The sequence below is a fragment of the Massilia aurea genome (assembly GCF_014200505.1).
GTDB lineage: Bacteria > Pseudomonadota > Gammaproteobacteria > Burkholderiales > Burkholderiaceae_D > Telluria > Telluria aurea_B.
Genome location: NZ_JACHBX010000004.1, coordinates 599,015 through 623,407 on the forward strand (window position 1 = coordinate 599,015; position 24,393 = coordinate 623,407).

At 63.2% G+C, this 24,393-nt stretch carries 21 protein-coding genes and 1 tRNA gene; 10 read left to right on the top strand and 12 right to left on the bottom strand.

Annotation, left to right across the window (positions count from 1 at the left end):
• Nucleotides 1-141: 141 nt before the first annotated feature.
• From rng to HD842_RS19730, 8 genes are all read right to left on the bottom strand, one after another.
• Complete coding sequence (gene rng, locus HD842_RS19695) at nt 142-1,605, bottom strand: ribonuclease G (RefSeq protein WP_183556436.1); 1,464 nt, start codon at nt 1,603-1,605, stop codon at nt 142-144.
• Nucleotides 1,606-1,683: 78 nt separating this feature from the next.
• Complete coding sequence (locus HD842_RS19700; protein ID WP_183556437.1) at nt 1,684-2,301, bottom strand: Maf family protein; 618 nt, start codon at nt 2,299-2,301, stop codon at nt 1,684-1,686.
• A gap of 59 nt (nt 2,302-2,360) precedes the next feature.
• Nucleotides 2,361-2,831 carry a 23S rRNA (pseudouridine(1915)-N(3))-methyltransferase RlmH gene (gene rlmH / locus HD842_RS19705; RefSeq protein ID WP_183556438.1) on the bottom strand — a complete coding sequence of 157 codons (471 nt, stop codon included), beginning with the start codon at nt 2,829-2,831 and terminating at the stop codon, nt 2,361-2,363.
• Between the two features lie 6 nt (nt 2,832-2,837).
• Nucleotides 2,838-3,566 carry a ribosome silencing factor gene (rsfS, locus tag HD842_RS19710; RefSeq protein ID WP_183556439.1) on the bottom strand — a complete coding sequence of 243 codons (729 nt, stop codon included), beginning with the start codon at nt 3,564-3,566 and terminating at the stop codon, nt 2,838-2,840.
• On the bottom strand, nt 3,566-4,231 hold the full coding sequence (locus HD842_RS19715; RefSeq protein WP_183556440.1) for a nicotinate-nucleotide adenylyltransferase: 666 nt from the start codon (nt 4,229-4,231) through the stop codon (nt 3,566-3,568). Before HD842_RS19715 ends, rsfS begins: the two co-directional genes overlap by 1 nt.
• Nucleotides 4,228-5,139, bottom strand: a complete 912-nt coding sequence (gene hemF / locus HD842_RS19720; RefSeq protein WP_183556441.1) for an oxygen-dependent coproporphyrinogen oxidase — start codon at nt 5,137-5,139, stop codon at nt 4,228-4,230. Before hemF ends, HD842_RS19715 begins: the two co-directional genes overlap by 4 nt.
• Before the next feature lie 209 nt (nt 5,140-5,348).
• Nucleotides 5,349-6,614: a phosphoribosylamine--glycine ligase gene (gene purD, locus HD842_RS19725; RefSeq protein ID WP_183556442.1), complete on the bottom strand. Its 1,266-nt coding sequence runs from the start codon at nt 6,612-6,614 to the stop codon at nt 5,349-5,351.
• 13 nt (nt 6,615-6,627) lie between these two features.
• Entirely contained in the window at nt 6,628-7,353 is a 726-nt protein-coding gene (locus HD842_RS19730) for a YebC/PmpR family DNA-binding transcriptional regulator (protein ID WP_183556443.1), read from the bottom strand.
• A gap of 187 nt (nt 7,354-7,540) precedes the next feature.
• On the opposite strand from HD842_RS19730, the gene HD842_RS19735 reads away from it, so the two are divergent.
• Nucleotides 7,541-8,518 (top strand): quinone oxidoreductase family protein, encoded by a 978-nt coding sequence (locus HD842_RS19735; RefSeq protein WP_183556444.1) that lies wholly within the window; start codon nt 7,541-7,543, stop codon nt 8,516-8,518.
• On the top strand, nt 8,515-8,667 hold the full coding sequence (locus tag HD842_RS19740) for a hypothetical protein (RefSeq protein ID WP_183556445.1): 153 nt from the start codon (nt 8,515-8,517) through the stop codon (nt 8,665-8,667). The genes HD842_RS19735 and HD842_RS19740 overlap by 4 nt, the downstream gene beginning before the upstream one ends.
• 166 nt (nt 8,668-8,833) lie before the next feature.
• Here HD842_RS19740 and HD842_RS19745 read toward each other — a convergent pair whose 3' ends face one another.
• Complete coding sequence (locus HD842_RS19745) at nt 8,834-9,487, bottom strand: DUF4136 domain-containing protein (RefSeq protein ID WP_183556446.1); 654 nt, start codon at nt 9,485-9,487, stop codon at nt 8,834-8,836.
• Between the two features lie 187 nt (nt 9,488-9,674).
• Here HD842_RS19745 and pepN point away from each other — a divergent pair, with 187 nt between their 5' ends.
• The 3 genes from pepN to HD842_RS19760 all read left to right on the top strand — a co-directional run bounded on the left by pepN (nt 9,675) and on the right by HD842_RS19760 (nt 13,598).
• Nucleotides 9,675-12,332, top strand: coding sequence for an aminopeptidase N (gene pepN, locus HD842_RS19750; RefSeq protein ID WP_183556447.1), 2,658 nt, complete (start codon nt 9,675-9,677; stop codon nt 12,330-12,332).
• 27 nt (nt 12,333-12,359) lie between these two features.
• Nucleotides 12,360-13,361 carry a class 1 fructose-bisphosphatase gene (locus HD842_RS19755; RefSeq protein WP_183556448.1) on the top strand — a complete coding sequence of 334 codons (1,002 nt, stop codon included), beginning with the start codon at nt 12,360-12,362 and terminating at the stop codon, nt 13,359-13,361.
• A gap of 161 nt (nt 13,362-13,522) precedes the next feature.
• Nucleotides 13,523-13,598: transfer RNA gene (locus HD842_RS19760), tRNA-Thr, on the top strand.
• Nucleotides 13,599-13,689: 91 nt separating this feature from the next.
• Here the strand turns inward: HD842_RS19760 and HD842_RS19765 are convergent.
• A complete protein-coding gene (locus HD842_RS19765; RefSeq protein WP_183556449.1) occupies nt 13,690-14,067 on the bottom strand; it encodes a hypothetical protein in 378 nt (125 codons plus the stop codon).
• A gap of 20 nt (nt 14,068-14,087) precedes the next feature.
• Here HD842_RS19765 and HD842_RS19770 point away from each other — a divergent pair, with 20 nt between their 5' ends.
• Both HD842_RS19770 and HD842_RS19775 read left to right on the top strand, forming a co-directional pair.
• Nucleotides 14,088-14,261 (top strand): hypothetical protein, encoded by a 174-nt coding sequence (locus tag HD842_RS19770; RefSeq protein ID WP_183556451.1) that lies wholly within the window; start codon nt 14,088-14,090, stop codon nt 14,259-14,261.
• Between the two features lie 296 nt (nt 14,262-14,557).
• On the top strand, nt 14,558-16,579 hold the full coding sequence (locus tag HD842_RS19775) for a DUF4214 domain-containing protein (RefSeq protein WP_183556453.1): 2,022 nt from the start codon (nt 14,558-14,560) through the stop codon (nt 16,577-16,579).
• 73 nt (nt 16,580-16,652) lie between these two features.
• Here the strand turns inward: HD842_RS19775 and HD842_RS19780 are convergent, their stop codons facing one another.
• Entirely contained in the window at nt 16,653-17,840 is a 1,188-nt protein-coding gene (locus HD842_RS19780; protein WP_183556455.1) for a DUF2325 domain-containing protein, read from the bottom strand.
• A gap of 294 nt (nt 17,841-18,134) precedes the next feature.
• On the opposite strand from HD842_RS19780, the gene HD842_RS19785 reads away from it, so the two are divergent.
• Entirely contained in the window at nt 18,135-20,060 is a 1,926-nt protein-coding gene (locus HD842_RS19785) for an alkaline phosphatase D family protein (protein WP_183556457.1), read from the top strand.
• Here HD842_RS19785 and HD842_RS19790 read toward each other — a convergent pair.
• Complete coding sequence (locus HD842_RS19790; protein WP_183556458.1) at nt 20,057-20,953, bottom strand: cupin-like domain-containing protein; 897 nt, start codon at nt 20,951-20,953, stop codon at nt 20,057-20,059. The genes HD842_RS19785 and HD842_RS19790 overlap by 4 nt on opposite strands.
• A gap of 380 nt (nt 20,954-21,333) precedes the next feature.
• On the opposite strand from HD842_RS19790, the gene HD842_RS19795 reads away from it, so the two are divergent.
• Together HD842_RS19795 and HD842_RS19800 are read left to right on the top strand one after the other, a co-directional pair.
• Nucleotides 21,334-21,993, top strand: a complete 660-nt coding sequence (locus HD842_RS19795) for a DUF883 family protein (RefSeq protein WP_183556460.1) — start codon at nt 21,334-21,336, stop codon at nt 21,991-21,993.
• Nucleotides 21,994-22,360: 367 nt separating this feature from the next.
• Complete coding sequence (locus tag HD842_RS19800) at nt 22,361-24,367, top strand: LTA synthase family protein (protein WP_183556462.1); 2,007 nt, start codon at nt 22,361-22,363, stop codon at nt 24,365-24,367.
• Nucleotides 24,368-24,393: the final 26 nt, after the last annotated feature.

A 24,393-nucleotide genomic window follows, 5' to 3' on the forward strand; every position in this document is an offset into this window, starting at 1 on the left:
GCTAGCGCCATTCGCCGAAATTTTAGTAAAGCGGAGATGGCCGCTTAAAGCAGACATGTCAATTATTGAAAGTGTTACTTATTCAACGCGAGCTATCTTACTATTAACTACATAAGCATCTGATTTATGAAGATAAATCCATCACATCAAAATCACATCATACTGTTCCTGGTGATACCCCTTCTCGACCTGCAGCGAAATGCGCTTGCCGATGAAGTCCCCCAGCATGGCCAAGTGCTGCGATTCTTCTTCCAGGAACAAATCGATCACTTCTTGCGACGCGACGATGCGGAACTCGCGCGGGTTGAACTGCTTGGCTTCGCGCAGCAGCTCGCGCAGGATTTCGTAGCAGATCGTGCGGCTGGTTTTTACCTGGCCCTTGCCCGAGCAGGCCGGGCAGGGCTCGCACAGGATGTGGGCCAGCGATTCGCGCGTGCGCTTCCTCGTCATTTCCACCAGGCCCAGCGCCGAGAAATTACTCACGGAGACCTTGGTGCGGTCGCGTGCCAGAGTTTTCTTCAGCTCGGCGAGCACTTGGTTACGGTGCTCGTTGTTCTCCATGTCGATGAAGTCGAGGATGATGATGCCGCCCAGGTTACGCAGGCGTAGCTGGCGCGCGATGGCGTGCGCTGATTCCAGATTCGTCTTGAAGATCGTGTCGGCGAAATTGCGCCCACCCACATAGCCGCCCGTGTTGACGTCGATGGTCGTCATCGCCTCGGTCTGGTCGACGATCAGGTAGCCGCCCGATTTCAGGTCGACGCGGCGACCGAGCGCGCGCAGGATTTCTTCTTCGACGCCATACAGATCGAACAGCGGCCGCTCGCCCGTGTAGTGCGCCATGCGCGACAGCACGCTTGGTGTGTAGACCTGCGCGAATTCGACGAGTTTCAGGTAGTTCTCGCGCGAGTCGACCTGGATGGTGGCGGTTTCGTCGTGCACGAAGTCGCGCAGCACGCGCTGGGCCAGCGACAGGTCTTGATAGAGCAGCGTGGTCGGCGGCCGGGTGCGGGCACCCTGGACAATGGCGCCCCAAGTCTTGCGCAGGTAGTCGACGTCGGCGGCCAGGTGGTCGTCCGGCGCTTCTTCGGCCATCGTGCGCACGATGTAACCGCCTTTTTCGTCGGGCGGCAGCAAGTTTTGCAGGCGCGTGCGCAGGCGTTCGCGTTCGCTTTCCTTTTCGATTTTCTGCGAGATGCCGATATGCTGGTCTTGCGGCAGGTACACCAGCATGCGGCCGGCGATGGAAATCTGGGTCGACAGGCGTGCGCCCTTGGTCCCGATCGGATCCTTGATGACCTGGACGGTCAGTACCTGGCCGTCGAACAGCAGCTTTTCAATCGCGGTCGGAGGCACGTTGCTGCCGTCGTGGCTGCGCGCTTCCCAGATATCGGCCACGTGCAGGAAGGCAGCGCGTTCCAGGCCGATGTCGATGAAGGCCGACTGCATGCCTGGCAGCACGCGCACGACCTTGCCCAGATAGACATTCCCCGCCAACCCACGCGTGAGCGTGCGCTCGATGTGCAGTTCCTGCACCGCGCCTTGCAAGACCAGCGCGACGCGTGTTTCCTGCGGCGTGATGTTGATGAGAATATCTTCGTTCATGGACCCTGCCGCACGTATTGTTCAGGGTGATCATGATACACGCTCACGGGGCATCGCCGGGGCGGGAAGGCGATCAATTCAGACCGTCAGGCCCGCCTTGCGCAGCAAACTGGCGGTCTCGAACAGGGGCAGGCCCATGATGCCGGAGTGGCTGCCTTCGATGTGCTCGATGAACAGTGCCGCCGGGCCCTGGATGCCATAGCCGCCGGCCTTGTCGTACGGCTCGGGCGTGGCGCAATAGGCGCGGATCTGTTCCGGCGTGAGCCTCGCAAAGCGCACGTTCGACACTTGCGTAACTTGCTCGGCCACACGTTCGGCGTGCACGGCAACCGAGGTTAGCACCTGGTGCGTACGGCCCGACAGGCGCTCAAGCATGGCGATCGCCTCTCGGTTATCGGCGGGCTTGCCGAGAATCTCGCCATCGATCGTGACGGTCGTGTCGGCCGTCAGTACGGGGCGCAGCGGCTGGCGCCGTTGCAGCAGCAGGTTGAAGGCAAACGCGCCTTTTTCCTTGGCAACGCGCGCGACATAATGGTGCACGTCTTCGTCCGCCAGCACGTCTTCGCTGACGTCCACGACGCGGGCCGGATCACTGCGCAGCAGCATCAGCTCGAAGTCGACGCCGATCTGGCGCAGCAATTCGCGGCGGCGCGGGCTTTTCGAAGCGAGGTAAATCTTGTTCTGGTTGTTTCTCATCGATTCGGACGATCTGGCAAAGCAGTCAGGCAGGTAAAGAATTACTGAACAAGCAAAATTCAGACCCGGTGGTAGGGGTGGTTCTGGGTAATCGACCAGGCACGATACAACTGCTCGGCCAGCATCACCCGCACCATACCGTGCGGCAGCGTCATGCTGGAAATACGGATCAGGCCTTCGGCACGTGCCTTGAGCTCAGGGTCGAGGCCATCGGCGCCACCGATCAGGAACGCGGTGTCGCGCCCGTCACGTTGCCAGGTTTCCAGCTGCTGCGACAGGCCGACGCTGGTCAGGTCGCGGCCACGCTCGTCGAGCGCGATGATGCGTACGCCCTTGGGCAAGACCGCTTCGATGCGCTCGCGTTCGAGCGCCATCGCTGTGGCAGCGGTCTTGCTGCCGGACCGTTCGACCGGCTTGATTTCCTTGAGCACGATGCGCAGCTCGGGTGGCATGCGCTTCGTGTACTCGGTGAAACCCGACTCGATCCAGGCCGGCATCTTGTGACCGACCGCGGCAATGATCAATTGCATGAAGGCTTACTCGGCATCCTTCTTGATACGACGGATCACTTTCTTGGCCGGCGCTTCGACCGCTGGTGCTTCTTTCGGCGCGGCAGCTTTCACGGCGCGCTTTGGCGGCTTGGCCTTGGTCGCTTCGACAGCGGCGGTCTCGGTCTTGCTCGGGTTGACCTTCACGGTCTTGCCGGTTGGGACAGCCTTGGCGGCAACCTTCTTGGCAGCCGGCTTCTTGGCAGCAGCAGGGCCTTCGGCAGCGATGGTCTTGGCGACGGTGGCGGCGCGCTTGGCGGCAGGTTTGCGTTCGTTGACCGGCTTGGCCTCGACCTTGTCCTGGTTGGCAGCAAGGTGCTTCGACTTTGGTTTGGCTTCGTCGGCTTCTGCGCCTTCGGCGGTCGACTTGCGCTTGGCGGCGCCCAGCTTGACTGGCTTTTCGCCCCAGATTTCTTCGAGACGGTAGTACTGGCGAATGGCCGGCTGCATGATGTGGACGATGATGTCGCCCAGGTCGACCAGCACCCATTCACCGGTGTCCTCGCCTTCCATGCCGATGACGTCGCCGCCGGCAGCCTTGACCTTGTCGCGCACCGATGCGGCCAGCGACTTGGTCTGGCGATTCGAGGTGCCCGAGACGACGGCGATGCGGTCGAACAGGCTGGTCAGGTGCGTCGTGTCGAACATGACGATGTCCTGGCCCTTGACATCTTCCAGGGCGTCAACGACGAGGGTTTGAAGTTTCTTGAGATCCATTAGTTTTTGTACAGGTTATGTTGTTGAATATAGTCTAGCACTTGCGCCATCGCGAGCGCGTTTGCGTCCGCTTCGAGGCCCGCGTGCAAGGCCGCACGAATGCGGCTTGACGAAATGTCGACGTCCAGCGTCGGTGCGAGGCAAACTTTTCCGTGGCTGCTTGCGCGCACGGTGTCGGGCGTCGCAAGGCGCGTCGACAATTCTTGTGCCACCGGTGGTGGTAATGTTTCTTGCGCCAGGTCGTACCCCGGGCGCGTGGCCACACCCAGGTTGGCCAGCGCGAACAGTTCGCGCCATTCATTCCAGGTATCCAGATTGCGTAGCTGGTCGGCGCCCATCAGGAATACGATCGATGCCTGCGGGCCGAGTTCCCGGCGCAGCGCGCGCAGGGTCTCGACCGTGTAGGTTGGCGTCGTGCGTTCAATTTCCTGCAGGTCAAACACGACGTGCAGGTGGTCGTTGTTCAGTGGCCTGAAGGCCAGTTCGAGCATCGCGATGCGATGTGCGTCACCGGCTTCCATGCCGTTCTTTTGCCACGGGCGGCCGGCCGGCAGGATGCGCAATTCGTCCGCTTGCAGCAAGCCGCAAAACAATTGGCCCAGCGCGACGTGGCCGAGGTGCACCGGATCGAAGCTGCCGCCCAGCACGGCGATGCAGGCCGTCACGGCGCGAGCCAGTCCCGGTGCGGCAAAAAGTCGGTCGCCAGGCGCGCTTCCGGGCTGCCCGGCTCGGGGTGCCAGTCGTAGCGCCACTTCACGATCGGCGGCATCGACATCAGGATCGCTTCGGTGCGCCCGCCCGACTGCAGGCCGAACAGCGTGCCGCGGTCCCACACCAGGTTGAACTCGACATAGCGGCCGCGCCGGTAAGCCTGGAAATCGCGCTCGCGCTCGCCGTACGGGCGGTCCTTGTGGCGCGCCAGGATCGGCAGGTAGGCCGTGGTGAAGCTGTTGCCGACGCTTTGCATCAGCGCGCACGACTGCTCGAACCCCAGTTCGTTCAGGTCATCGAAAAAGATGCCGCCCACGCCGCGCGCTTCCTTGCGGTGCTTCAGATAAAAATACTCGTCGCACCAGTTCTTGAAGCGCGGGTGCAGCGTCGGGCCAAACGGCGCCAGCGCGTCGTGGCAGGTCTGGTGGAAGTGGCGTGCATCGGCCTCGTCGCCGTAATACGGCGTGAGGTCCATGCCGCCGCCGAACCACCAGACCGGCTCTTCGCCGGCTGCGGTCGCTTCGAAAAACCGCACGTTCATGTGCACCGTCGGCGCGTATGGATTGCGCGGATGCAGCACCAGCGACACGCCCATCGCTTCCCAGGCGCGGCCCGCCAGTTCGGGACGCACGGCGCTGGCCGACGGGGGCAGGGCAGCGCCCATCACGTGAGAAAAATTCACGCCGCCGCGCTCGAACACATTGCCTTCTTCGATCAGGCGCGAAATGCCGCCGCCGCCTTCGGGCCGTTCCCACGCATCGCGCAGGAACGGCTTGCCATCGACCTGTTCGAGGTCCTGGACGATACGCGCCTGGAGGTCGAGCAACCAGGCCTTGATGGCTGCGCTGTGAAGGGATGGCATGGAACGATCGCGGTCGGGAAATGAAAAGAGCGCAGATTGTACACCTGCGCACGTGGTGGTTCGTTGTAAGGCGGTTGGCGCCTGAGGCTGTTCGGTGTGACTTGGGTTCCCGCCTGCGCGGGAACGACGTGCAAACATGCTGACGTGATATTCAAGGCGGCTGTTAGTCCGTCGTTCCCGCGCAGGCGGGAACCCAAGTTCAACCCCGCTTACTTGATCCCGCGCCAGCCGATGTCGCGCCGGTACTGCGCGCCATTGAAGTGGATCTTCTCGACCGTTTCGTAGGCGCGCTTCTGCGCCATCTTGACGCTGTCGCCCAGACCCACGACGCATAGCACGCGGCCACCACTGGCTTGCAGCGTGCCGCCCACGACGCGCGTGCCGGCGTGGAAGGTGACGCATTCCGGCGCTTCGGGCGGGATGCCATCGATGACGTCGCCCTTGCGCGGACTGTCGGGGTAGCCGGCAGCGGCCATCACGACGCCCACGGCGGTGCGGCGGTCCCATTCGAGTTCGACCGTGTCGAGCGTGCCGTTGCAAGCGTGTTCGAGCACCGTGGCGAAGTCGCTTTTCAGGCGCGCCATGATCGGCTGGGTTTCCGGGTCGCCCATGCGGCAGTTAAATTCGAGCGTGCGTGGATTGCCGTCGGCATCGATCATCAGGCCGGCGTACAGGAAGCCCGTGAACGGGATGCCGTCGCGCGCCATGCCCTGGATGGTCGGGTTGATGATTTCGCGCATCACGCGTGCATGCATCGACGGCGTCACGATCGGCGCCGGCGAGTACGCGCCCATGCCGCCCGTGTTCGGGCCCTGGTCGTGGTCCTTCAGGCGCTTGTGGTCCTGGCTCGTGGCGAGCGCCAGCACGTTCTTGCCATCGCACATGACGATGAAGCTGGCTTCTTCGCCGGCCAGGAATTCTTCGATGACGATGCGCGCGCCGGCGTCGCCAAAGGCGTTATCGGCCAGCATGTGGTCAACCGCGCCATGCGCTTCTTCGAGCGTCATGGCCACCACGACGCCCTTGCCGGCCGCCAGGCCGTCGGCCTTGATGACGATCGGGGCGCCGTTGGCGTCGATGTAGGCGTGGGCCGCAGCGGCATCCGAGAACGTCTCGTACTTCGCGGTCGGGATGCCGTGACGCTGCATGAACGACTTGGCGAAATCCTTCGAGCTCTCGAGCTGCGCTGCTTCGCGGGTGGGACCGAAGATCTTCAGCCCGCGCGAGCGGAACAGGTTGACGATGCCGGCGGCCAGTGGTACTTCAGGGCCCACCAGCGTCAGCGCGATGTGCTCGGCCACGACGAAGTCGGCCAGCGCCTGCGGCTCGTGCAGGTCGACCGTCACCAGGCGCGTGTCGAGCTCGGTGCCGCCGTTGCCGGGAGCGACGAAGACGGTCTGCACGCGTTCCGATTGGGCCAGTTTCCACGCCAGAGCGTGTTCGCGGCCGCCCGAGCCGACTACGAGAATTTTCATATTGCCTACCAGGTTATTCGTCGATCACGGCGTTGGTGAACACTTCCTGGACGTCGTCCAGGTTTTCCAGTGCATCGAGCAGCTTTTGCATCTTGATCGCGTCGTCGCCCGTGAACACCGTTTCGGTGGCGGGTTTCATGATGACTTCGGCCACTTCGGCCTTGAAGCCGGCCGCTTCGAGCGCTTCTTTCACCGACGCGAAGGCGTGCGGATCGCACAGCACTTCGAAGCCGCCTTCGTCGTCAGCCGCGACATCGTCGGCGCCGGCTTCGAGCGCCGCTTCCATCAGCTTGTCTTCGTCGACGCCCGGCGCGAACAGGAACTGACCCGTGTGCTGGAACATGAACGCGACCGAACCTTCGGTGCCCATATTGCCGCCGTTCTTGCTGAACGCGTGGCGCACTTCGGCCACGGTCCGCACGCGGTTGTCGGTCAGGCACTCGACGATGATCGCCGCGCCGCCGATGCCGTAGCCTTCGTAGCGCACTTCTTCGTAGTTGACGCCTTCGAGTTCGCCCGAACCGCGCTGGATCGCGCGCGTGACGTTATCTTTCGGCATATTCGCATCGGCCGCCTTCTCGACTGCCAGGCGCAGGCGCGGATTAGACGGGATGTCGCTGCCGCCCATGCGCGCGGCGACGGTGATTTCCTTGATCAGGCGCGTCCAGATCTTGCCGCGCTTGGCGTCAGTTGCGGCCTTTTTGTGCTTGATATTGGCCCATTTGCTGTGTCCAGCCATGTCGAGAATTCCTTAGACGGTATGCAAGAGTGGCCGACATTCTAGCATAGCGCCCCCTTGCAAAAAGGTCCAAGGGCCCGCAAGCAGGGGGCGCGAATCGGCATGGAAACAACAGTCTGGCGTGCCGGTGCTTTCGCCGCCGACGGGCACGAATACGGTATTCTTGGTGCACACAAAGGAGAACTGCATGCACGCCAAAGCAATCCGCATCGCCGCCAATGGCGGCCCCGAGGTCATGGAGTATGTCGATGTCGACGTGGGCGCGCCCGGGCCGGGCGAGATCCTGCTGCGCCAGCACGCGATCGGCCTGAACTTCATCGACGTGTATTTTCGCACCGGCCTGTACCCGCAGCCATTGCCCGGTGGGCTGGGCAAAGAAGGCGCGGGCGTGGTCGAGGCGGTGGGCGAGGGCGTGACCAATGTGCAGCCGGGCGACCGCGTCGCGTACGCGGGCGGGCCCAACGGCGCCTACGCCGACCTGCGCGTGATGCCGGCCGCGGTCGTCGTCAAGCTGCCCGATGCGATCTCGTTCGAGACGGCAGCGGCCATGATGCTGCAGGGCCTGACGGTGCAGTACCTGTTTCGCTCGACCTACCCGCTGCAGGCCGGCCAGACGATCCTGTTTCACGCTGCAGCCGGTGGCGTGGGCCTGATCGCCTGCCAGTGGGCGCGCGCCCTTGGCGTGCAACTGATCGGCACCGTCGGCTCCAAGGAGAAGGGCGAGCTGGCGCTGGCGCACGGCGCCGCGCACGTCATCAACTACAACGACGAGGACATCGTGGCGCGCGTGAAAGACATCACGGGCGGGGCCGGCGTGCCGGTGGTGTATGACTCGGTGGGCAAGGACACGTTTGCCGCGTCGCTCGATTGCCTGCAGCGGCGCGGCCTGATGGTCAGCTTCGGCAATGCGTCCGGCGCCGTGGAACCGTTCACGCCTGGCGAATTGTCCAAGCGCGGTTCGCTGTACATCACGCGCCCGACCCTGTTCGACTACATGACCAATCAGCAGGAAGTCGAAGCGATGTCGGCCGAGTTATTCGAGATGGTCACGAGCGGCAAGGTGACCATCAACGTCAACCAGACCTTCCCGCTGGCGCAGGCCGCCGAGGCGCACCGCGCGCTCGAGGCACGCCGCACCACCGGCTCGACGGTGCTGCTGCCATGAGGGATACCCGGGACGAGTCGCCGTTCACGCCGCCATCGCGACCGACGGGCGATGGCGCGCCGAAGTTCGGGCGGCTGCTGATCGTGCTGGTGCTGGCCTTGCTGCTGGTCGTGGCCATTACATTCGGGTCGGAGGCGTATTTCAGCTAGCGGCCCAAAAGCGTCATTCCCGCAGAGGCGGGAGTCTAAGGCAGCCCAAAAACGTCATTCCCGCGGAGGCGGGAATCCAAGGGTGCCCGCGTTACGACAACGCGAACAGTACTTGGATTCCCGCCTGCGCGGGAATGACGTGGGTTTTTTGCGACGGTTATTGTTCTTAGCGACCCGGTTCCTTTGTCACTACCACCCGGCGTGCCACGCCCGACTGGCCAGGGAAGCCCTCGAACGCGCTTTGCACCAGCGCCGGCATGACTTCGGGTGTCGACATATTGCGGCTCGTGTTGTGCACGGTCACTTCGAACAGGCGCTTGCCGTCGCGTGACGACTTGATTGCTACCTGCAGCTCGCGCCGGTACTGGTTCTCGATCGACGTCTGGTACGACGGGTACGGACCCCAGAACGGATCATAGAACGGGCTGTACCAGCCGCCCCAGTAGCGGCGGTTGAAGCCGCCCCGATAACCGCCGTAGCCGAAGCGCGCGCTCGGATAGAAATACGGCGTCATCAACGGTTCGATCACGCGCACCGGTACCTCGGTGGTGGTAAAGCGCATCGCCACGGTCAGTGCCGGCGTGGCGCCGTTGGCATCGCGGAAGCCCTGGCGCGCCAGCTGGCCGCGCACCAGGTCCTGGTAACTACGCCATTCCAGGGTATCGTCCTGCGGTGACGGGACTTCAAACACATAGCTCTTGTCGGCAATCTGCGCCGGCCATTGGTGGAACGTGGTGACATCGCTGCGGATGCTCGTCGCGCAGCCGCCCAGCAGCAACGCGAACGCGGTACCCAGAGCGATGGTGATGAAGCGTTTCATGCAAATCTCCCGTTTGTCTTGTCGGTCTTTCCCCGATCTTCAAGATTACCCCTTGTTCAGATTCAGGGGAGCCACTTTTACACCCGGTTACCGTGCCTACAAAGCGATACATGGCATTCGTGGGCAGCGAACCAAAAGCTTGTTGGTAAAATAAGCCCCTCATCCACTGTGTCAGCCCGAGCCCATCATGCGCACCGATACGCCCCAGACCATCTTCCGCAAGGACTATACCCCGCCCAGCTATCTGGTGGATACCGTCGAACTGGGCTTCGACCTCGACCCGGCGCGCACCATCGTGGCCAGCCGCCTGACGCTGCGGCGCAACCCGGCCGCCACCACGCGTGGCATCGAACTGCACGGCGAAGACATCGAGCTGGTCGCGCTGCGCCTGAATGGCAAGCTGCTGGGCAAGCGCGACTACACGCTGGCCAACAACCTGCTGACGATCCGCTCGGCGCCCGACGACGTGGTGCTCGAGATCGAAACGCTGTGCGCACCCGACAAGAACACGACGCTGAGCGGCTTGTACGTGTCCAACGGCAACTTCTTCACGCAGTGCGAAGCCGAGGGCTTCCGCCGCATCACGTTCTTCCCGGACCGTCCGGACGTGATGGCCAAGTTCACCGTGATGCTGCGCGCCGACAAGGCCCGCTATCCGGTGCTGCTGTCCAACGGCAACCTGCTCGAAGAAGGCGACCTGGACGATGGCCGCCACTATGCACTGTGGGAGGACCCGTTCAAGAAGCCGTCGTACCTGTTCGCCCTGGTCGCCGCGCAACTGGTCTGCCAGGAAGAAACCTTCCGCCTGGCCGATGGCCGCGACGCGCTGCTGCAGGTGTGGGTCGAGGATGGCAACCTGGACAAGACCGACTACGCGATGCAGTCGCTCAAGCACAGCATCCGCTGGGACGAAGAAAAATACGGGCTCGAACTCGACCTGGACCGCTTCATGATCGTCGCCACGAGCGACTTCAACATGGGCGCGATGGAAAACAAGGGCCTGAACATCTTCAACACCAAGTTCGTGCTGGCCAACCCGCGCGTGGCCACCGACATCGACTTCCAGGGTATCGAGGCGGTGGTAGCGCACGAATACTTCCACAACTGGACCGGCAATCGCGTGACGTGCCGCGACTGGTTCCAGCTGTCGCTGAAAGAAGGCCTGACGGTATTCCGTGACCAGGAATTCACGGCCGACATGATCGGCACCGCCACCGGGCGCGCCGTGACCCGCATCGACCAGGTACGCACGCTGCGCCAGGCGCAGTTCCCGGAAGACGCCGGCCCGATGGCGCACCCGGTGCGGCCCGATTCGTTTGTCGAGATCAACAATTTCTACACCGTGACGGTGTACGAAAAGGGCGCTGAAGTCGTGCGCATGTACCAGACGCTGTTCGGCGTCGATGGTTTCCGCAAGGGCATGGACCTGTACTTCGCGCGCCATGACGAGCAAGCGGTCGAGTGCGACGACTTCCGCCGCGCGATGGCCGACGCCAACAACCGCGAACTGGGGCAATTCGAGCGCTGGTACAGCCAGGCCGGCACGCCGGTGCTGCGCTTCGAAGGCCGCTGGGACGAAGCCGCGCAGACCTACACGCTCACGCTGTTCCAGTCGTGCCCGGCCACGCCCGGCCAGCCCGAGAAACTGCCGTTCCACATCCCGGTGGCCGTTGGCCTGCTCGACGCCGCCGGTGCCGACATGGCCCTCGTCGTCGATGGCCAGCAGCGCGGCACGACCGCCGTGCTCGAACTGACCGAAGCCGAGCAGACCTTCGTCTTCACGGGCGTGACCGGGCAGCCGGTGGCCTCGGTGCTGCGCGACTTTTCGGCACCTGTCATCCTGCAGGGCGGCTACACCGATGCCGACCTGCTGCACCTGTTCAGCCACGACAGCGACCCGGTCAACCGCTGGGAAGCGGGGCAGCGCCTGGCCATGGAACGCCTGCTGAAACTGACCGGCGAAGCGGGCGCGAACGACGATGCCGCCGCCAGCCTGAACCTGGACGAGACCTTCATCGAGGCGCTGCGCAAGATCCTGGTCGACGAGACGCTCGATCCGGCCTTCCGCGAGCAGTGCCTGACGCTGCCATCCGAATCGATGGTGGCCGAGCAGCTCGAGTGCGTCGATCCGCTGGCCGTGCACATCGCGCGCCAGTTCGTGCGCGCCGACCTCGGTACGCGCCTGCGCAACGAGTTGCTGGCGCAGTACGAAGCCAACGCCACGCCGGGCCCTTACAGCCCGGACGCCGCCTCGGCCGGCAAGCGCGCCCTGAAGAACCTGGCGCTGGCCTACTTGAACGCCGCGCCGGATGCCGCCAGCGTCGCGCTGGCGCAGCGCCAGTTCGATGAAGCGGACAACATGACCGACCGCGCCGCAGCGCTTTCCGCCCTGGTCGCGGCGCGCGTGCCGCAGGCGGCCGACGCGCTGGCCGTGTTCTATGACGAATTCCAGAACGAAGCGCTGGTCGTGGACAAGTGGTTCGCGATGCAGGCCTTAAGCCCGACTACCGACCTGGCAGCAGTCCGCGCGCTGATGACGCACCCGGCCTTCACGCTGCGCAACCCGAACCGCGCGCGCAGTCTGGTGGCGATGTTCTGCGTGAACAATCCGGTACAGTTCCACGCGCCGGACGGCAGCGGCTACGCCTTCTGGGCCGAGCAAGTGATCGCACTCGACGCACTGAACCCGCAAGTGGCCAGCCGCCTGGCACGCGCCATGGACCGCTGGCGCCGTTACGCGCCGGCCCTGCAGTGGCAGATGCGCGAAGCCTTGCAGAAGGTGGCGGGGCAGGTCAAGCTGTCGAACGACGTGCGCGAGATCGTCGGCAAGGCGCTGGCCAACTAAACACATTCAACACAACCTGAGGAACCCATGAAACGCGTAAGTCTGACGCAGTACCTGGTGGAAGAGCAACGCCAGCACCAGAGCATCAATGCGGAGTTGCGCCTGCTGATCGAAGTCGTGGCCCGCGCCTGCAAGCGCATCAGCTATTCGGTGAGCAAGGGCGCGCTGGGCGAAGTGCTCGGCAGTGCCGACACCGAAAACATCCAGGGCGAAGTGCAGAAAAAGCTCGACGTGATCTCCAACGAGATCCTGCTCGAAGCGAACGAGTGGGGCGGCCACCTGGCCGCGATGGCGTCCGAAGAAATGGAAACCATCCGCCAGATCCCGAGCCGCTATCCGAAGGGCGAGTTCCTGCTGCTGTTCGATCCGCTGGATGGCTCGTCGAACATCGACGTCAATGTGTCGATCGGCACGATCTTCTCGGTGCTGAAAGCCCCGGAAGGCATGCAGGACCCGACCGAGCAGGACTTCCTGCAGGCCGGCAGCACGCAGGTGGCCGCCGGTTACGCGGTGTACGGCCCGCAGACGATGCTGGTGCTCACCACCGGCAACGGCGTGCACTGCTTCACGCTCGACCGCGAGCAGGGTTCGTGGGTGCTGACCCAGAGCGATATGCAGATTCCGGCAGCGACCAAGGAATTCGCGATCAATATGTCGAACCAGCGCCACTGGCATCCGCCGGTCCAGCGTTATGTCGACGAGCTGCTGGCAGGCTCCACCGGCCCGCGCGGCAAGGACTTCAATATGCGCTGGGTCGCCTCGATGGTGGCCGACGTGCACCGCATCCTGACCCGCGGCGGCGTCTTCATGTACCCGGCCGACCTGCGCGACACCAGCATGCCAGGCAAGCTGCGCCTGATGTACGAAGCCAATCCGATGGCGATGATCGTCGAGCAGGCCGGCGGCGCGGCGACCGATGGCCAGGGTCGCATCCTCGATATCCAGCCGACCAAGCTGCATCAGCGCGTGCCGGTGTTCCTGGGTTCGAAGGAAGAAGTGGATGTGGTTACGGGCTATCACGCGGGCTGATGGCGCGCCTGATCGTCTGCGTATAAATTAGGCAAACCGGAAATCTTGCGAAAGTGACGCGATACACACTAGCAAGGTTGCCGGTTTGTTTGCTAGAATACGGCTCTTTCGTGAGCGACGGCTTGTTTGTCGGGCATGATGGAAGGCGAAGCACAGGTTTCGCCGCTGTAGCTCAGTCGGTAGAGCAGCGCATTCGTAATGCGAAGGTCACCAGTTCGATTCCGGTCAGCGGCACCAAAATTAGTTAGTCAGGAAAAAGGGTTACAGGCTTAGGCCGGTAACCCTTTTTTCTTTTCCCCGCACTTCGTCTGATCGTGCAACCACTCGGTCAGCAGGTTAGCCCTCGCATGCTTTTCCCTGTCCGAAGATCAAGGCCGACGTAGCACGAGTACCCTTCGCTCTTCGTCCAGATGCAGCTAAGATCGCCTTTGCCACGTTCCCGCTGATCAGGACCGGCGCCACACGCGTCCTTGATGTCGGGGCCTAGATGGTCGAACAAATCCTTGGCAAGCGGCCCTGTCACCATCAACGATAGTTTTCTGTCCTTCTCCGTCGGTGGGGTGGAGTCGCCGAGGCTGCCGCCGTACATGTAAAAATCTCCGGTGAGCGGTTTGGCCAGGTACCGGCTTTGGCTCTTGCTCTCGCCAGCAGAGGCGAATGAAGCTAGCGCAATGGCTCCGGCAAGACACGCCAGGCGAATGTTCATGGCCGCTCCCAAAGTCCAATATGAAGATGATCATCATGGTCACGCCATGCCTTTACCAGCGGACCGCACACCTCGCGCACCTTGGCGTCGTTGAAGTAGATGAGCTTGACGAGGGGGTGTCGCAAAAACAGGCTGATTTCTGCTGGACGCAGGTCCACTTAACCTTGGAGAAGCATAGCCAGATCTCATCTTAAAGCATGCCACCTTCTTGCATCACTTGATCCATATTGGTTTGTGCGACTGTAATTAATGAGGTGGATAGCGGCAGCGGCTGCGCATCACTGTGCGGGACAGGGTCACACATCGCTGTAAGAGGATTATTGAGCGTCTGGACAGTTACAGGCTTCGCCAGTCCCCCTTTTTTCTTGCGTCCAAATTTCAGGTGATGTAGTTGTATTCCCAGTGCATGAAAAGCGCCGGGTGTTCAATTTCTGAATCGTGTAGCGGTCGGCATGGCTATACTCCTGGTAGATCACCTTGAGGAACGATGATGGCAACCACACCCGTATCGACCACCGTAAGCCCGCCCTACGACGGCCCCTTTCTCCCGCGCTTTAGTTATCCCGGCGGCCCCGTCGTCCAGGTCATGGAGAACTCGCGCGATGTGGCCATCGATACCGTGTATGCCGTTCCTTCGCCCATACCGAACGTCTATACGATCACCGGCGGCCGCGACGCCGCCCTGTTTTCGATCGATCCGTCCAATGGTCATCTGGTCTTCATTGACGCGCCCGACTACGAAACGCCGCGCGACCGTGGGGACGGCGCCGGCAACAATACCTACGAAGTCGAAGTCACGCGCCAGGAATGGGCCGGCACGGCTGCGCAGATGCTGACGGTGTGGGTAAGCGATGTCGACGAGCGCCCTGGCACCGCGCCGCAGACGACGCTCGACGAGCGGCGCGAAGTCGTGGTGCGCTATGTCACCGAAGCCGATGGGACGGTGCGCCAGCTGCTCTCGATCCCGACCAGGGCGCTGCCTGACGCTCCAGCGAACCCCAATCCGTCCGATGGCATTGCCATCGTCAGGGACAGCAGTGGCGCAGTACTGTTGCGTGCTGCTGATATCGACGGCGTTGGCCTGATGGCGTCCGGCAGCGTCGCGCCGCAGGCGGCCGCAGCCTCGCTGGACGAGGTGCTGCGCGAGATTGGTCAGCACAGCGCAGCCGGTTCTGCCTCACAGGCCGGGCTGATCGCCGGCGCCACCGATTTTCTGGCAAGCCTCGCCCCTGCAGCCCCGCTGCTGTTGCAAACCATTGTTCCGGTGATCGCACCTGGCACGGGGAAGGCCTTCGTCAGCATGGCCTTGACCGGTACGCCGCAGGACGGTGCCAATCCGGTCACTGCGCTCGTTATCGATGCACGCGGTATCGGATCGCATACGTTCGAACTCGACCACATTGGCTTTGCCGCACTGTCCGGCGCCATGACCGTGGGCTACCAGTATGGCGGCGGCGCGGGCAATCAGTTCCTGGTGGCCGACGACGCGGTACAGAGCCTGAATGCCGGCGAAGGTAACGACATCGTGCACGCTGGCGGCGGAAACGATCTGGTCGATGGTGGCGCCGGCGACGATCGCCTGTACGGCGATGCAGGTGACGACGAGCTGACTGGGGGCGCCGGAAACGACTGGATCGATGGTGGTGCAGGCCTTGATACGGCGCGTTTGAGTGGCACGCGGGCTGATTACACGATCCGCGTGGAGCAGGGCCAGATGGTAGTCAGTGCGCGCACCGGGGACGATGGCACTGACCATCTGATCAATGTGGAACTGCTGAACTTCCGTGGTGCGGGCGAGGACCTGTCGGTACGTGGCACGATCACCCGCATGATCGATGCACTGGAAGACCGCGTTGCAACGCGTGTTGAGCTCGATGGCTGGGAAGCGGCGCATGCGTCAGGGACGGCACTGGTAGATATCGCCACCAGCCTGCTGCAGAACTATGACGGTGACGATGCACTCACGTACGACGATTTCGGCAGATCCTTGTACCTGAATGGCGCCGAGCGTTCGGGCAATTACAGGGAGCTGTATAGCCTGCTTGCCGGCCTGCGTGACGGCGACACGCGTGCCGAGGTTCTGCTGGAGTTTGCCGACTCGTTCGAGATGCTGTCGTATGCGCGGTCTGCCGGCGCCACGACCCACATCGCCGATACCGAGATTGGCAGCCTGGTGCGCATGTACGACGCCCTGTTCGACCGCGCACCGGATGCTGGTGGCCTGAATTACTGGATCGGCGCGTTCGAGAGCGGGAGCACGATCACGGCGATCGCCGACATGTTCGTGAACGTGGCTGAAGGCGGCATCAATACCATGACCGATGCCCAATTCATCGCGCACCTGTACCAGTCAGGCCTGGAACGCACTGCCAGCGCGAACGAGATCGCCGGCTGGATCAAGGTCATGGACGATGGCGGCCTGAGCCGCGGCGACCTGCTGCTGGGGATTGCTGATTCGGTCGAGATGACGGCGCTGGTCGGGATCATGAACACATCGATCGATCTGGCCTGAACTTGCATGGCGCGGCCGTCCGGCACGGCGGCAGTGCCGCGCGATTGCCTGCAGGCCAGTTGCTGCGTAGCCGTCAGCCGGGCTGGGGTTCTTCGGTCGCGGCTTCCTGCAACCCGCGCGCCAGGCTCGACACGCTCGGGTTATCGACGAACACGCAGCGCTTGCCATGGCGCTTGCAATGGTCCTTCACGCGCCAGTAGGCGCTGTGGCTGATGCAGCCGGTCTGGCAGATCACCAGGTCGGCCGCGGCCAGGCTGGCATCGAGCTGGCTGCTGCTGTCTTCCAGGCCGCCGTCGTGGTGCGCGAACTGGGCGCCGACGCGCTCGATCATCGTGCGGTAGATCGGCACGCTGCTGCTGCGTCCGCCCACGCACAGCACGGCGCGGTTGTGCAGCCGTACCGGCATCGCAACCGGGACAGCAACAGGTTCCGCTGCCGCTGCGGGAGCCACTTCGGCATCGGGTGCGGCGGGGCGCAACGTCTTCAGTTCAGCAACCTGCGCGCGCAGGGCTTGCTCGCGCGCTTCCAGCTGCGCGATGCGTTCGGCCATGCGCTCGCGGGTGTCGAGCTCGGGGACGCTGGCTTGCAGGCGCGCCAGCTCGGCGCGCAGGGTGGCCACATCGCCTTCCCGGGCAATGGTGGCGGCGCGCGCCGTCATCAGGAGCTGCTCGTGGCGCTCGGCATCGAGTGATTTTTCGTGCGTCAGCGCGTTGCACCGTTCCTGCAGGCGGACGACCTCGCGTTCGAGCCGGGAATTGTCGGCAACGATTGCATTGAACTTGTTGAGATCGGCGCGGGCGCAGGCGCCGGCCTGGTGCTGCACCATGTGGATATCGCGGCACATCTTCTCTTCGAGCGCCACCGTGCAGCGGGGATGGGACAGGCCAGCCCAGAATGCGCCGGCCACATCGCCGGCCGCAACCGCCGCCGCCCACATCGCTTCGACCTGCTCGGTGGTCTTGGCCGCGCGAAAGCGCTGGATATGCTGCGCATAGCGACGTTCAAGCTCTTTCTGAACCGCATCGGCTACCGGCGTGCGCAACGCGCATTCGCTGACGGTGCCGACGTGAATATCGTAATCATCATGCAGCACCTTCCCGCCGGTCACTTTCTCGACCAGCTTGCGCAAGCCATTTAACGGCAACCCCACGCCCACCAGCGGACAATGCGACGCATGCGACAACTCCCAGACGCGCCGCCGGCGCGAGCTCTGCGCGCTATCGTTGGAGCAGGGTACGGTCGAAGCATGTTTGTCGCACATGGCAAATCCTTTGGCACGGAAAATGGAAGAGGAGAGCAGTGCTCCTCATCAAATGATAATGATTCTCATTTATTCTATCGCAGTCTGCGCGCCGTGCAAGCAGAATTTACAACTCCTTTAATCTTTCCGACAACGTATCTGACGTGGTCATGCATACCCGCGCGCATGGATAAGCAACTTTGATTTCCAGATGGCTCTGTTACACTGACCCGACTTTTTTCACAGCCAGCCGTCGTCCGCGTGATCCACATACACACCCCCAACGGCCTTCCATCCGTCCTCGTCGGTCCCCTGTTGCGCCGCCTCGAACCTGGCCGTCTCGTCCTTTGGCTGGTCGGCAGCACGCCGTTGTCCTTCACTCTGGTGCTGGAACCACATGGCGGCAATCAGCAGCGGCTGGCGGTGGATGAGGACTCGTGCCGCATCATTCCGATTGGGCGCGATGCGCACATTCACTTTATCGATGTCACGCTGCCCAAGCCACTGCCGCAGGACACGCTGATCGACTACGACCTGTTGCTGACGGATGTCGAAGGCGTCGAACAGGGCATCGCGGCGTGGGCACCGCATCTGGTGCACGACGGCGCCGCGATGCCGAACATGGTGCTGCGCAGCCGCTCCGACAACATCCTGTATGGCTCGTGCCGCAAGCCGCATCACCCGTCACACGACGGCCTGGCGCGGGGCGACGATCTGATCGCCGGGCACGTGGATCAGGCTGGCGAGCGGCCGTCGATGCTGCTGCTGGCCGGCGACCAGGTGTATGCCGACGATGTGGCCGGTCCGATGCTGGGTGCCACCCACGCGCTGATCGAGCGTCTGGGCCTGTTCGGCGAATGCGTCGAAGGCGCCGTCGTCGCCGACAGCGACGAGTTGTACGCCCATCCCGACGGCTACTATGGCCGCCAGCGCCTGCTGCCGGCCCATAAGTCGAGCGAGGCGCTGCGCGAGAAGTTCTTCGGCGGCGTGGAAAAGCCGATCTTCACGACGGCCAACGCTGACAACCACCTGATGACGCTGGGCGAAGTGCTGGCCATGTACCTGCTGGTCTGGTCGCCGGTGCCGTGGCAGGTGATTGGCGAGATCGCGATGCCCCAGCTCGACCCCAAGCACCAGGAGCGCTGGCACGAGGAAGCCGGCATCATTCATGGTTTCTGCGACGAATTGCCGCGCGCCGCGCGCCTGATGGCGCACGTACAGACCTTGATGATCTTCGACGACCACGACGTCACCGATGACTGGAACCTGTCGTACAAGTGGGAAAAGACCGCTTACGGCCACCCGTTTTCGCGCCGCATCATGGGCAATGCGCTGGTGGCCTACATGCTGTGCCAGGGCTGGGGCAACCGGCCCGACGTCTTCGGCGAGGTGCTGGACGACATGGCCGCGATGGCCGCCAGGCCCGACAGCAGGAATCGCCTTGAACCCGAACCGCATGGCGCGCTGATCGAGCGGCTGCTGACGTTCCGCCAGTGGGATTACATGCTGCGCACGCAGCCGGCTGTCATCGTGCTCGACACCCGTACGCGGCGCTGGCGCAACCAGCGCCGCCCGAGCCATCCGTCCGGCCTGATGGACTGGGAATCGCTGACCGAGTTCCAGCATGAGCTGATCGATGAGACAGCGGCGGTGATCGTCTCGGCGGCGCCGATGTTCGGCGTGAAGCTGATCGAGGTGGTGCAGAAGATTGCCACGCTGATGGGCCAGGCCCTGACCGTCGACGCCGAGAACTGGATGGCGCACCGCGGCGCAGCCCGCAGCCTGCTGAATATCTTCCGCCATTCGCGCACACCGGGCAACTACGTGATCCTGTCGGGCGACGTGCATTATTCGTTCGCCTATGACGTCGAAGTGCGCGACGACACCCGGCCGCCGCACATCTGGCAGATCACCAGCAGCGGCTTCAAGAACGAATTCCCTGAAGACCTGCTCAACTGGCTGGATCGCCTCAATCGCTGGCTGTATTCGCCGCGCTCGCCGCTGAACTGGTTCACCAAGCGGCGCGCGATGTCGATCACGCCGCACCTGCCCGATCAGCGCAAGCATGGCGAGCGCCTGTGGAACGGTTCCGGCATCGGCCAGGTCTGGCTCGATGCGAAGGGCCGGCCCGAGCGCATCGTGCAGCACAATGCCGATGGCCGGCCTTCCACGCAGTTTTTGAAGCTGGGCGAGGAAAAGGCGGCCGAGCGCGCAGTCGAACAGCCGAAGAAGGCTGCCTAGCCGGGCTGCTGGCCCGCCAGCGCAAGCGGCAACCCGCGCGCCCAGCGGTTCGACGACAGCGAAAACTCCAGCGCCCGCACCTGGTGATACCAGCCGGCGGGCACATACAGCATGTCGCCGGGCCGGACGATCACTTCCACCAGCGCCGCCTGGTGCGCCAGCGGAAAGCGTTCGTAATCCGGCGCTTCCGGATCGACGGGTGAGCCGAACAGGAGCGGATTGGCTTCCCGCGTATACAAGAACGCATCGTGGTGGGGCGGGGCCAGGAAGATCCGCTTCACGCCCCGGATCTGGGCGAAGATATTGTCGTCGTAGTCGCAGTGCAGCGGCGTGATCGTACGCGCCGGGCCGATCCAGAAGCGGGGCGGGCCCATCTTGTCGAAGTATGCCGGCCAGTGGCACAGGCGGTTCAGTTCGCGCAGCGCCAGGTTGCCCACGTACGGCGGCAGTCCCGATTCGACCGGCGTGGAAAGATCGAGATAGTCGCGCAGCAGCATGTCCTGCATGGCGCGGTCCGGCGCAAAAGCCGTGTGCACGTAGTCGCCCACGCGCGCGCGCACGGGCAGGTGGCCGTACTGCGCGCTCAGTGTGCCCATGTCGAGTTGCACGATCGGCCAGCGCCCGACGACGTCCGTCACCAGAAACGGCATGCCGGCCAGCGCATGCGTGCGAAATGCCGCCGCATCGAGGCGCGCGAGGCGTGGCACGTGCGTGAACGGGGGCAGCGCCCGCGCCGCTTCCTTGATCGCCTCGCGCATGGCCGGGATCGAGTCGACGCCGCGCACCTGCGCATCGCGCTGCGCGCGTGCTGCCGCATCCTGTTCGGCCTGCGTCGCGTCCGTACGCCGCAGCGGCGGCAGGCGCGCGGCGCCCGGGTCCTTCTCTACTGCCATGTCAGGCGTTCCTGTCTGTGATGAGGGGGCGTATGGTACCGCCAGCTGCCGTAAAGTGCGCCTAAATCACCCAAAATGACCGCTTTATGAACCGATGTGATGGTTCTGTTAGTCAGCGCACGGTCTGCGCAGGGTGCCCATTGTATTTTTTGTATCGCGACGCAGTGAATCCGATACTGCGACTCGGAAAGTTGCCGCAAGGTGGCCAACCGGGATGGGACGCAAAGAAAATATACAGAGACGCCGGGTTGAACCGATGTTGATGTAGCGCAGTACAAGATCGTTCCCGCTTGTTGTATCGGACTTATTCAATCAAAGATGTGGTGCTAGTCGAATTTCGTTCTACTCCGCGTTGATCACTATTTTATGAGGGTTACATCATGGATAATCAAAAGTCTACCGAAGGTAAAGGCATCAACGCAACCAACGCAGGTTCGAACCCAGGTTCGGGCACCGGTTCGCTGGGCACGAGCACCGTGACCGGCAACAGCGGTCTGGGCAACAGCGGCAGCAGCGCCAGCACCGGCGCCGGCAACACCTCGGGTTCGACCACCGGTTCGTCGTCGACGCCATCGACTTCGTCGACCCCATCGACCCCATCGACCTCGTCGACCGCATCGTCGGCTGCATCGTCGATCAGCGACAGCGCAGCAAACGCCGCTGGCGGCATCAAGGCAGCGATCTCGTCGATCACGCCAGAGAAAGCCCACGGCGCCATCGACAAGGCAGCGCAAGCCGCTCAGCCAGTCGTCGACAACATCGCTTCGAAAGCACACGCAGGCGTCGAAAAGGTCACTGGCCTGATCAGCACCGCGCAAGAAAAATTCGGCGACCGTTCGACCCAGATCACCGAGAAGTACTCGGATCTGTCGGCACAGGGCAAGGAATACGTCAAGAACAACCCAGGCAGCGCGCTGCTGGCTGCAGTCGGCGTCGGCTTCATCCTGGCCAAGCTGCTGGGTGGCTCGAGCGACCGTAGCGACTATCGTGACGATTATCGCAACGACTACCGCAAAGACTACAACTCGTACCGCGATTAATTCCACGGCGTGATCGTCATGGCGGTAGGGTGGACGGGTTTTCCCGTCCACGCGTTCAACCCGATTTCGCATCTTACGGGGAGTTTAGTTTGAACGCGTGGACGGCGCAGCCGTCCACCCTACGTATGACGGTTTAACGCCATGGATTAGTCCAGGCACATCATCGATGTGCCGATCCAAAGCCCGACCAGCAACTGCTGGCCGGGCTTTTTTCATTCGAGCTTTAACGCTTTCTTAACGTCTGATTAACGTGACGATGACGGTGGGCAATCTAGCATCCATACCGCATCAGAAGGCGCGTTGGATCCAGGTCCGCGTGATCGATTCATCGTCGGGCAGCGCATGGCCCGGCCCATCCGACGGATTCATGAAGACTGACGAGCTCTACCTGCACCGGGCGGCCACCGCCCCGACCCGCCCTGCATCTTCCTGGCTGGCACGCAGCACACGCCTCGCCGGCCCCTTCGCACCGCTGGTGCAGATGCTGCTCATCGGCCTCGTGCTGCTCTCGGGCTTTCGTTTGGCGATGCTGGCCTGGCAATGGGAGCGCGTGCATGCCACCGGCGCCGTGCTGGACATCATCGTGCAGGGCGTGCGCGCCGACCTGATCCTGCTTGGCTATTGCCTGGCCATTCCATTGCTGGCCGCGCCCTTGCTGGCGTATCGCCGTACGGCCCGCCTGTGGCAACGCTTCACGCTGGGCTGGACGATGCTGGCCTTGATCTTCATCCTGTTCATGGAAGTCGCGTCGCCGCAGTTCATCATGCAGTACGACGTGCGCCCCAATCGCCTGTTCATCGAATACCTGAACAATCCCCGGGAAGTCTTTTCCACGCTGTGGCACGGTTTCCGCACGGCAGTACTGCTGGGCTGCGCGGTCACCGTGCTCGTGGGTGTCGCGCTGGTGCGCCTGCTGAAAGGTGCCTCCGCCAGCACGCCAATGTGGCCGGGCCGAAGGATGCTGCTGGTGTGGCCGGTTCTGTGCGTGCTCGTGTTCATGCAGATCCGCTCGACCACCGGCCACCGGCCTGCCAATCCGGCCATGTTCGCGCTGACGGGCGATGCAATGGTCAATTCGCTCGTCATCAATTCGGCGTGGTCGGTGCTCGACGCGATGCGCTCGATGGACAACGAGGCCAAGTCGTCCGACATCTATGGCGACTTCCCGCGCGCGAAGGTGTTTGCCGAAGTGAAGGCGGCGCCATGGCTGCGCGATTATGGGTTCGCCAACCCTGAGCAGCCGACGCGGCACTACCAGAGCGCAGCCGTCACGCGCGCCAAGCCACTGAACCTTGTCATCGTGCTGCAGGAAAGCCTGGGCGCGACGTTCGTCGAGTCGCTGGGCGGGCTGGCCGTCACGCCGGAGCTCGAAAAACTCAAGGGCGAGGGCTGGTGGTTCGAGCAGTTGTACGCCACCGGCACCCGCTCGGTGCGCGGCATCGAGGCAGTGGTCGCCGGTTATGCGCCCACGCCCGCGCGCAGCACGGTCAAGCTGTCGCTGTCGCAGCAGAATTTCTATACGCTGGCATCCGGCCTGGGCGACCAGGGCTACCACACCGAATTCGTCTATGGCGGCGAAGCGCACTTCGACAATATGCGCAGCTTCTTCACCGGTAATGGCTTCCAGAAGATTGTCGACATCGGCGACATGAAGCCGAAATTCGTCGCCAGCTGGGGCGCATCGGATGAAGACCTGTTCGACAAGTCGCTCGAACGCCTTAATACCCTGCACGCCGCGAACAAGCCATTTTTCAGCCTGATCTTCACGTCGTCGAACCACGAGCCGTTCGAATTCCCGGACGGTAAAATCGCGCTGCACGACGGCGACAAGCAAACCGTCAACAACGCCGTCAAGTATGCCGACTACGCGCTGGGCAAATTCATCCGCGCAGCCAAACAGCAGGCCTACTGGAAAGATACGGTGTTTCTGATCGTGGCCGACCACGACAACCGCGTGTATGGCGACAGCCTCGTGCCGATCAAGAAATTCCATATCCCGGGCCTGATCCTGGGCGCGGACATCGAGCCCAAGCGCATTGCGACCATCGCCAGCCAGATCGACCTGGCGCCGACGCTGCTGTCGCTGCTGGGCGTGTCGAGCACGCACCCGATGATCGGTCGCGACCTCGCCAAAGACAGCACGACGCCGGGCCGCGCACTGATCCAGTTCAACGATTATTTTGCCTACCTCGAAGGTGCCTCGGCCACTGTGCTGCGGCCTGGACAGTCGCCGCTGGCGGGCCAGTACGACGCCGCCAGCGGGCATTTCAGCCCGGGCAGCGGCAGCCCGACGCAGGCGCAGGTCGACAAGGCGATGGCGCACGTCATCCTGCCGTCGATCCTGTATCGCGAGCAGCGCTATCGCCCGCGCTGAAAACGGCGACCGATTCGCCTTACAAT

Coding starts and splice junctions, on each gene's coding strand:
- HD842_RS19755 (WP_183556448.1), top strand. CDS start 12,360: ATGAAACGCGTAAGTCTGACGCAGTACCTGGTGGAAGAGCAACGCCAG.
- HD842_RS19745 (WP_183556446.1), bottom strand. CDS start 9,487: ATGAAACGCTTCATCACCATCGCTCTGGGTACCGCGTTCGCGTTGCTG.
- purD (WP_183556442.1), bottom strand. CDS start 6,614: ATGAAAATTCTCGTAGTCGGCTCGGGCGGCCGCGAACACGCTCTGGCG.
- HD842_RS19800 (WP_183556462.1), top strand. CDS start 22,361: ATGAAGACTGACGAGCTCTACCTGCACCGGGCGGCCACCGCCCCGACC.
- HD842_RS19795 (WP_183556460.1), top strand. CDS start 21,334: ATGGATAATCAAAAGTCTACCGAAGGTAAAGGCATCAACGCAACCAAC.
- HD842_RS19730 (WP_183556443.1), bottom strand. CDS start 7,353: ATGGCTGGACACAGCAAATGGGCCAATATCAAGCACAAAAAGGCCGCA.
- rlmH (WP_183556438.1), bottom strand. CDS start 2,831: ATGCAATTGATCATTGCCGCGGTCGGTCACAAGATGCCGGCCTGGATC.
- hemF (WP_183556441.1), bottom strand. CDS start 5,139: ATGCCATCCCTTCACAGCGCAGCCATCAAGGCCTGGTTGCTCGACCTC.
- HD842_RS19780 (WP_183556455.1), bottom strand. CDS start 17,840: ATGTGCGACAAACATGCTTCGACCGTACCCTGCTCCAACGATAGCGCG.
- rng (WP_183556436.1), bottom strand. CDS start 1,605: ATGAACGAAGATATTCTCATCAACATCACGCCGCAGGAAACACGCGTC.
- HD842_RS19700 (WP_183556437.1), bottom strand. CDS start 2,301: ATGAGAAACAACCAGAACAAGATTTACCTCGCTTCGAAAAGCCCGCGC.
- HD842_RS19735 (WP_183556444.1), top strand. CDS start 7,541: ATGCACGCCAAAGCAATCCGCATCGCCGCCAATGGCGGCCCCGAGGTC.
- HD842_RS19765 (WP_183556449.1), bottom strand. CDS start 14,067: ATGAACATTCGCCTGGCGTGTCTTGCCGGAGCCATTGCGCTAGCTTCA.
- HD842_RS19740 (WP_183556445.1), top strand. CDS start 8,515: ATGAGGGATACCCGGGACGAGTCGCCGTTCACGCCGCCATCGCGACCG.
- HD842_RS19790 (WP_183556458.1), bottom strand. CDS start 20,953: ATGGCAGTAGAGAAGGACCCGGGCGCCGCGCGCCTGCCGCCGCTGCGG.
- HD842_RS19770 (WP_183556451.1), top strand. CDS start 14,088: ATGAAGATGATCATCATGGTCACGCCATGCCTTTACCAGCGGACCGCA.
- HD842_RS19775 (WP_183556453.1), top strand. CDS start 14,558: ATGGCAACCACACCCGTATCGACCACCGTAAGCCCGCCCTACGACGGC.
- pepN (WP_183556447.1), top strand. CDS start 9,675: ATGCGCACCGATACGCCCCAGACCATCTTCCGCAAGGACTATACCCCG.
- rsfS (WP_183556439.1), bottom strand. CDS start 3,566: ATGGATCTCAAGAAACTTCAAACCCTCGTCGTTGACGCCCTGGAAGAT.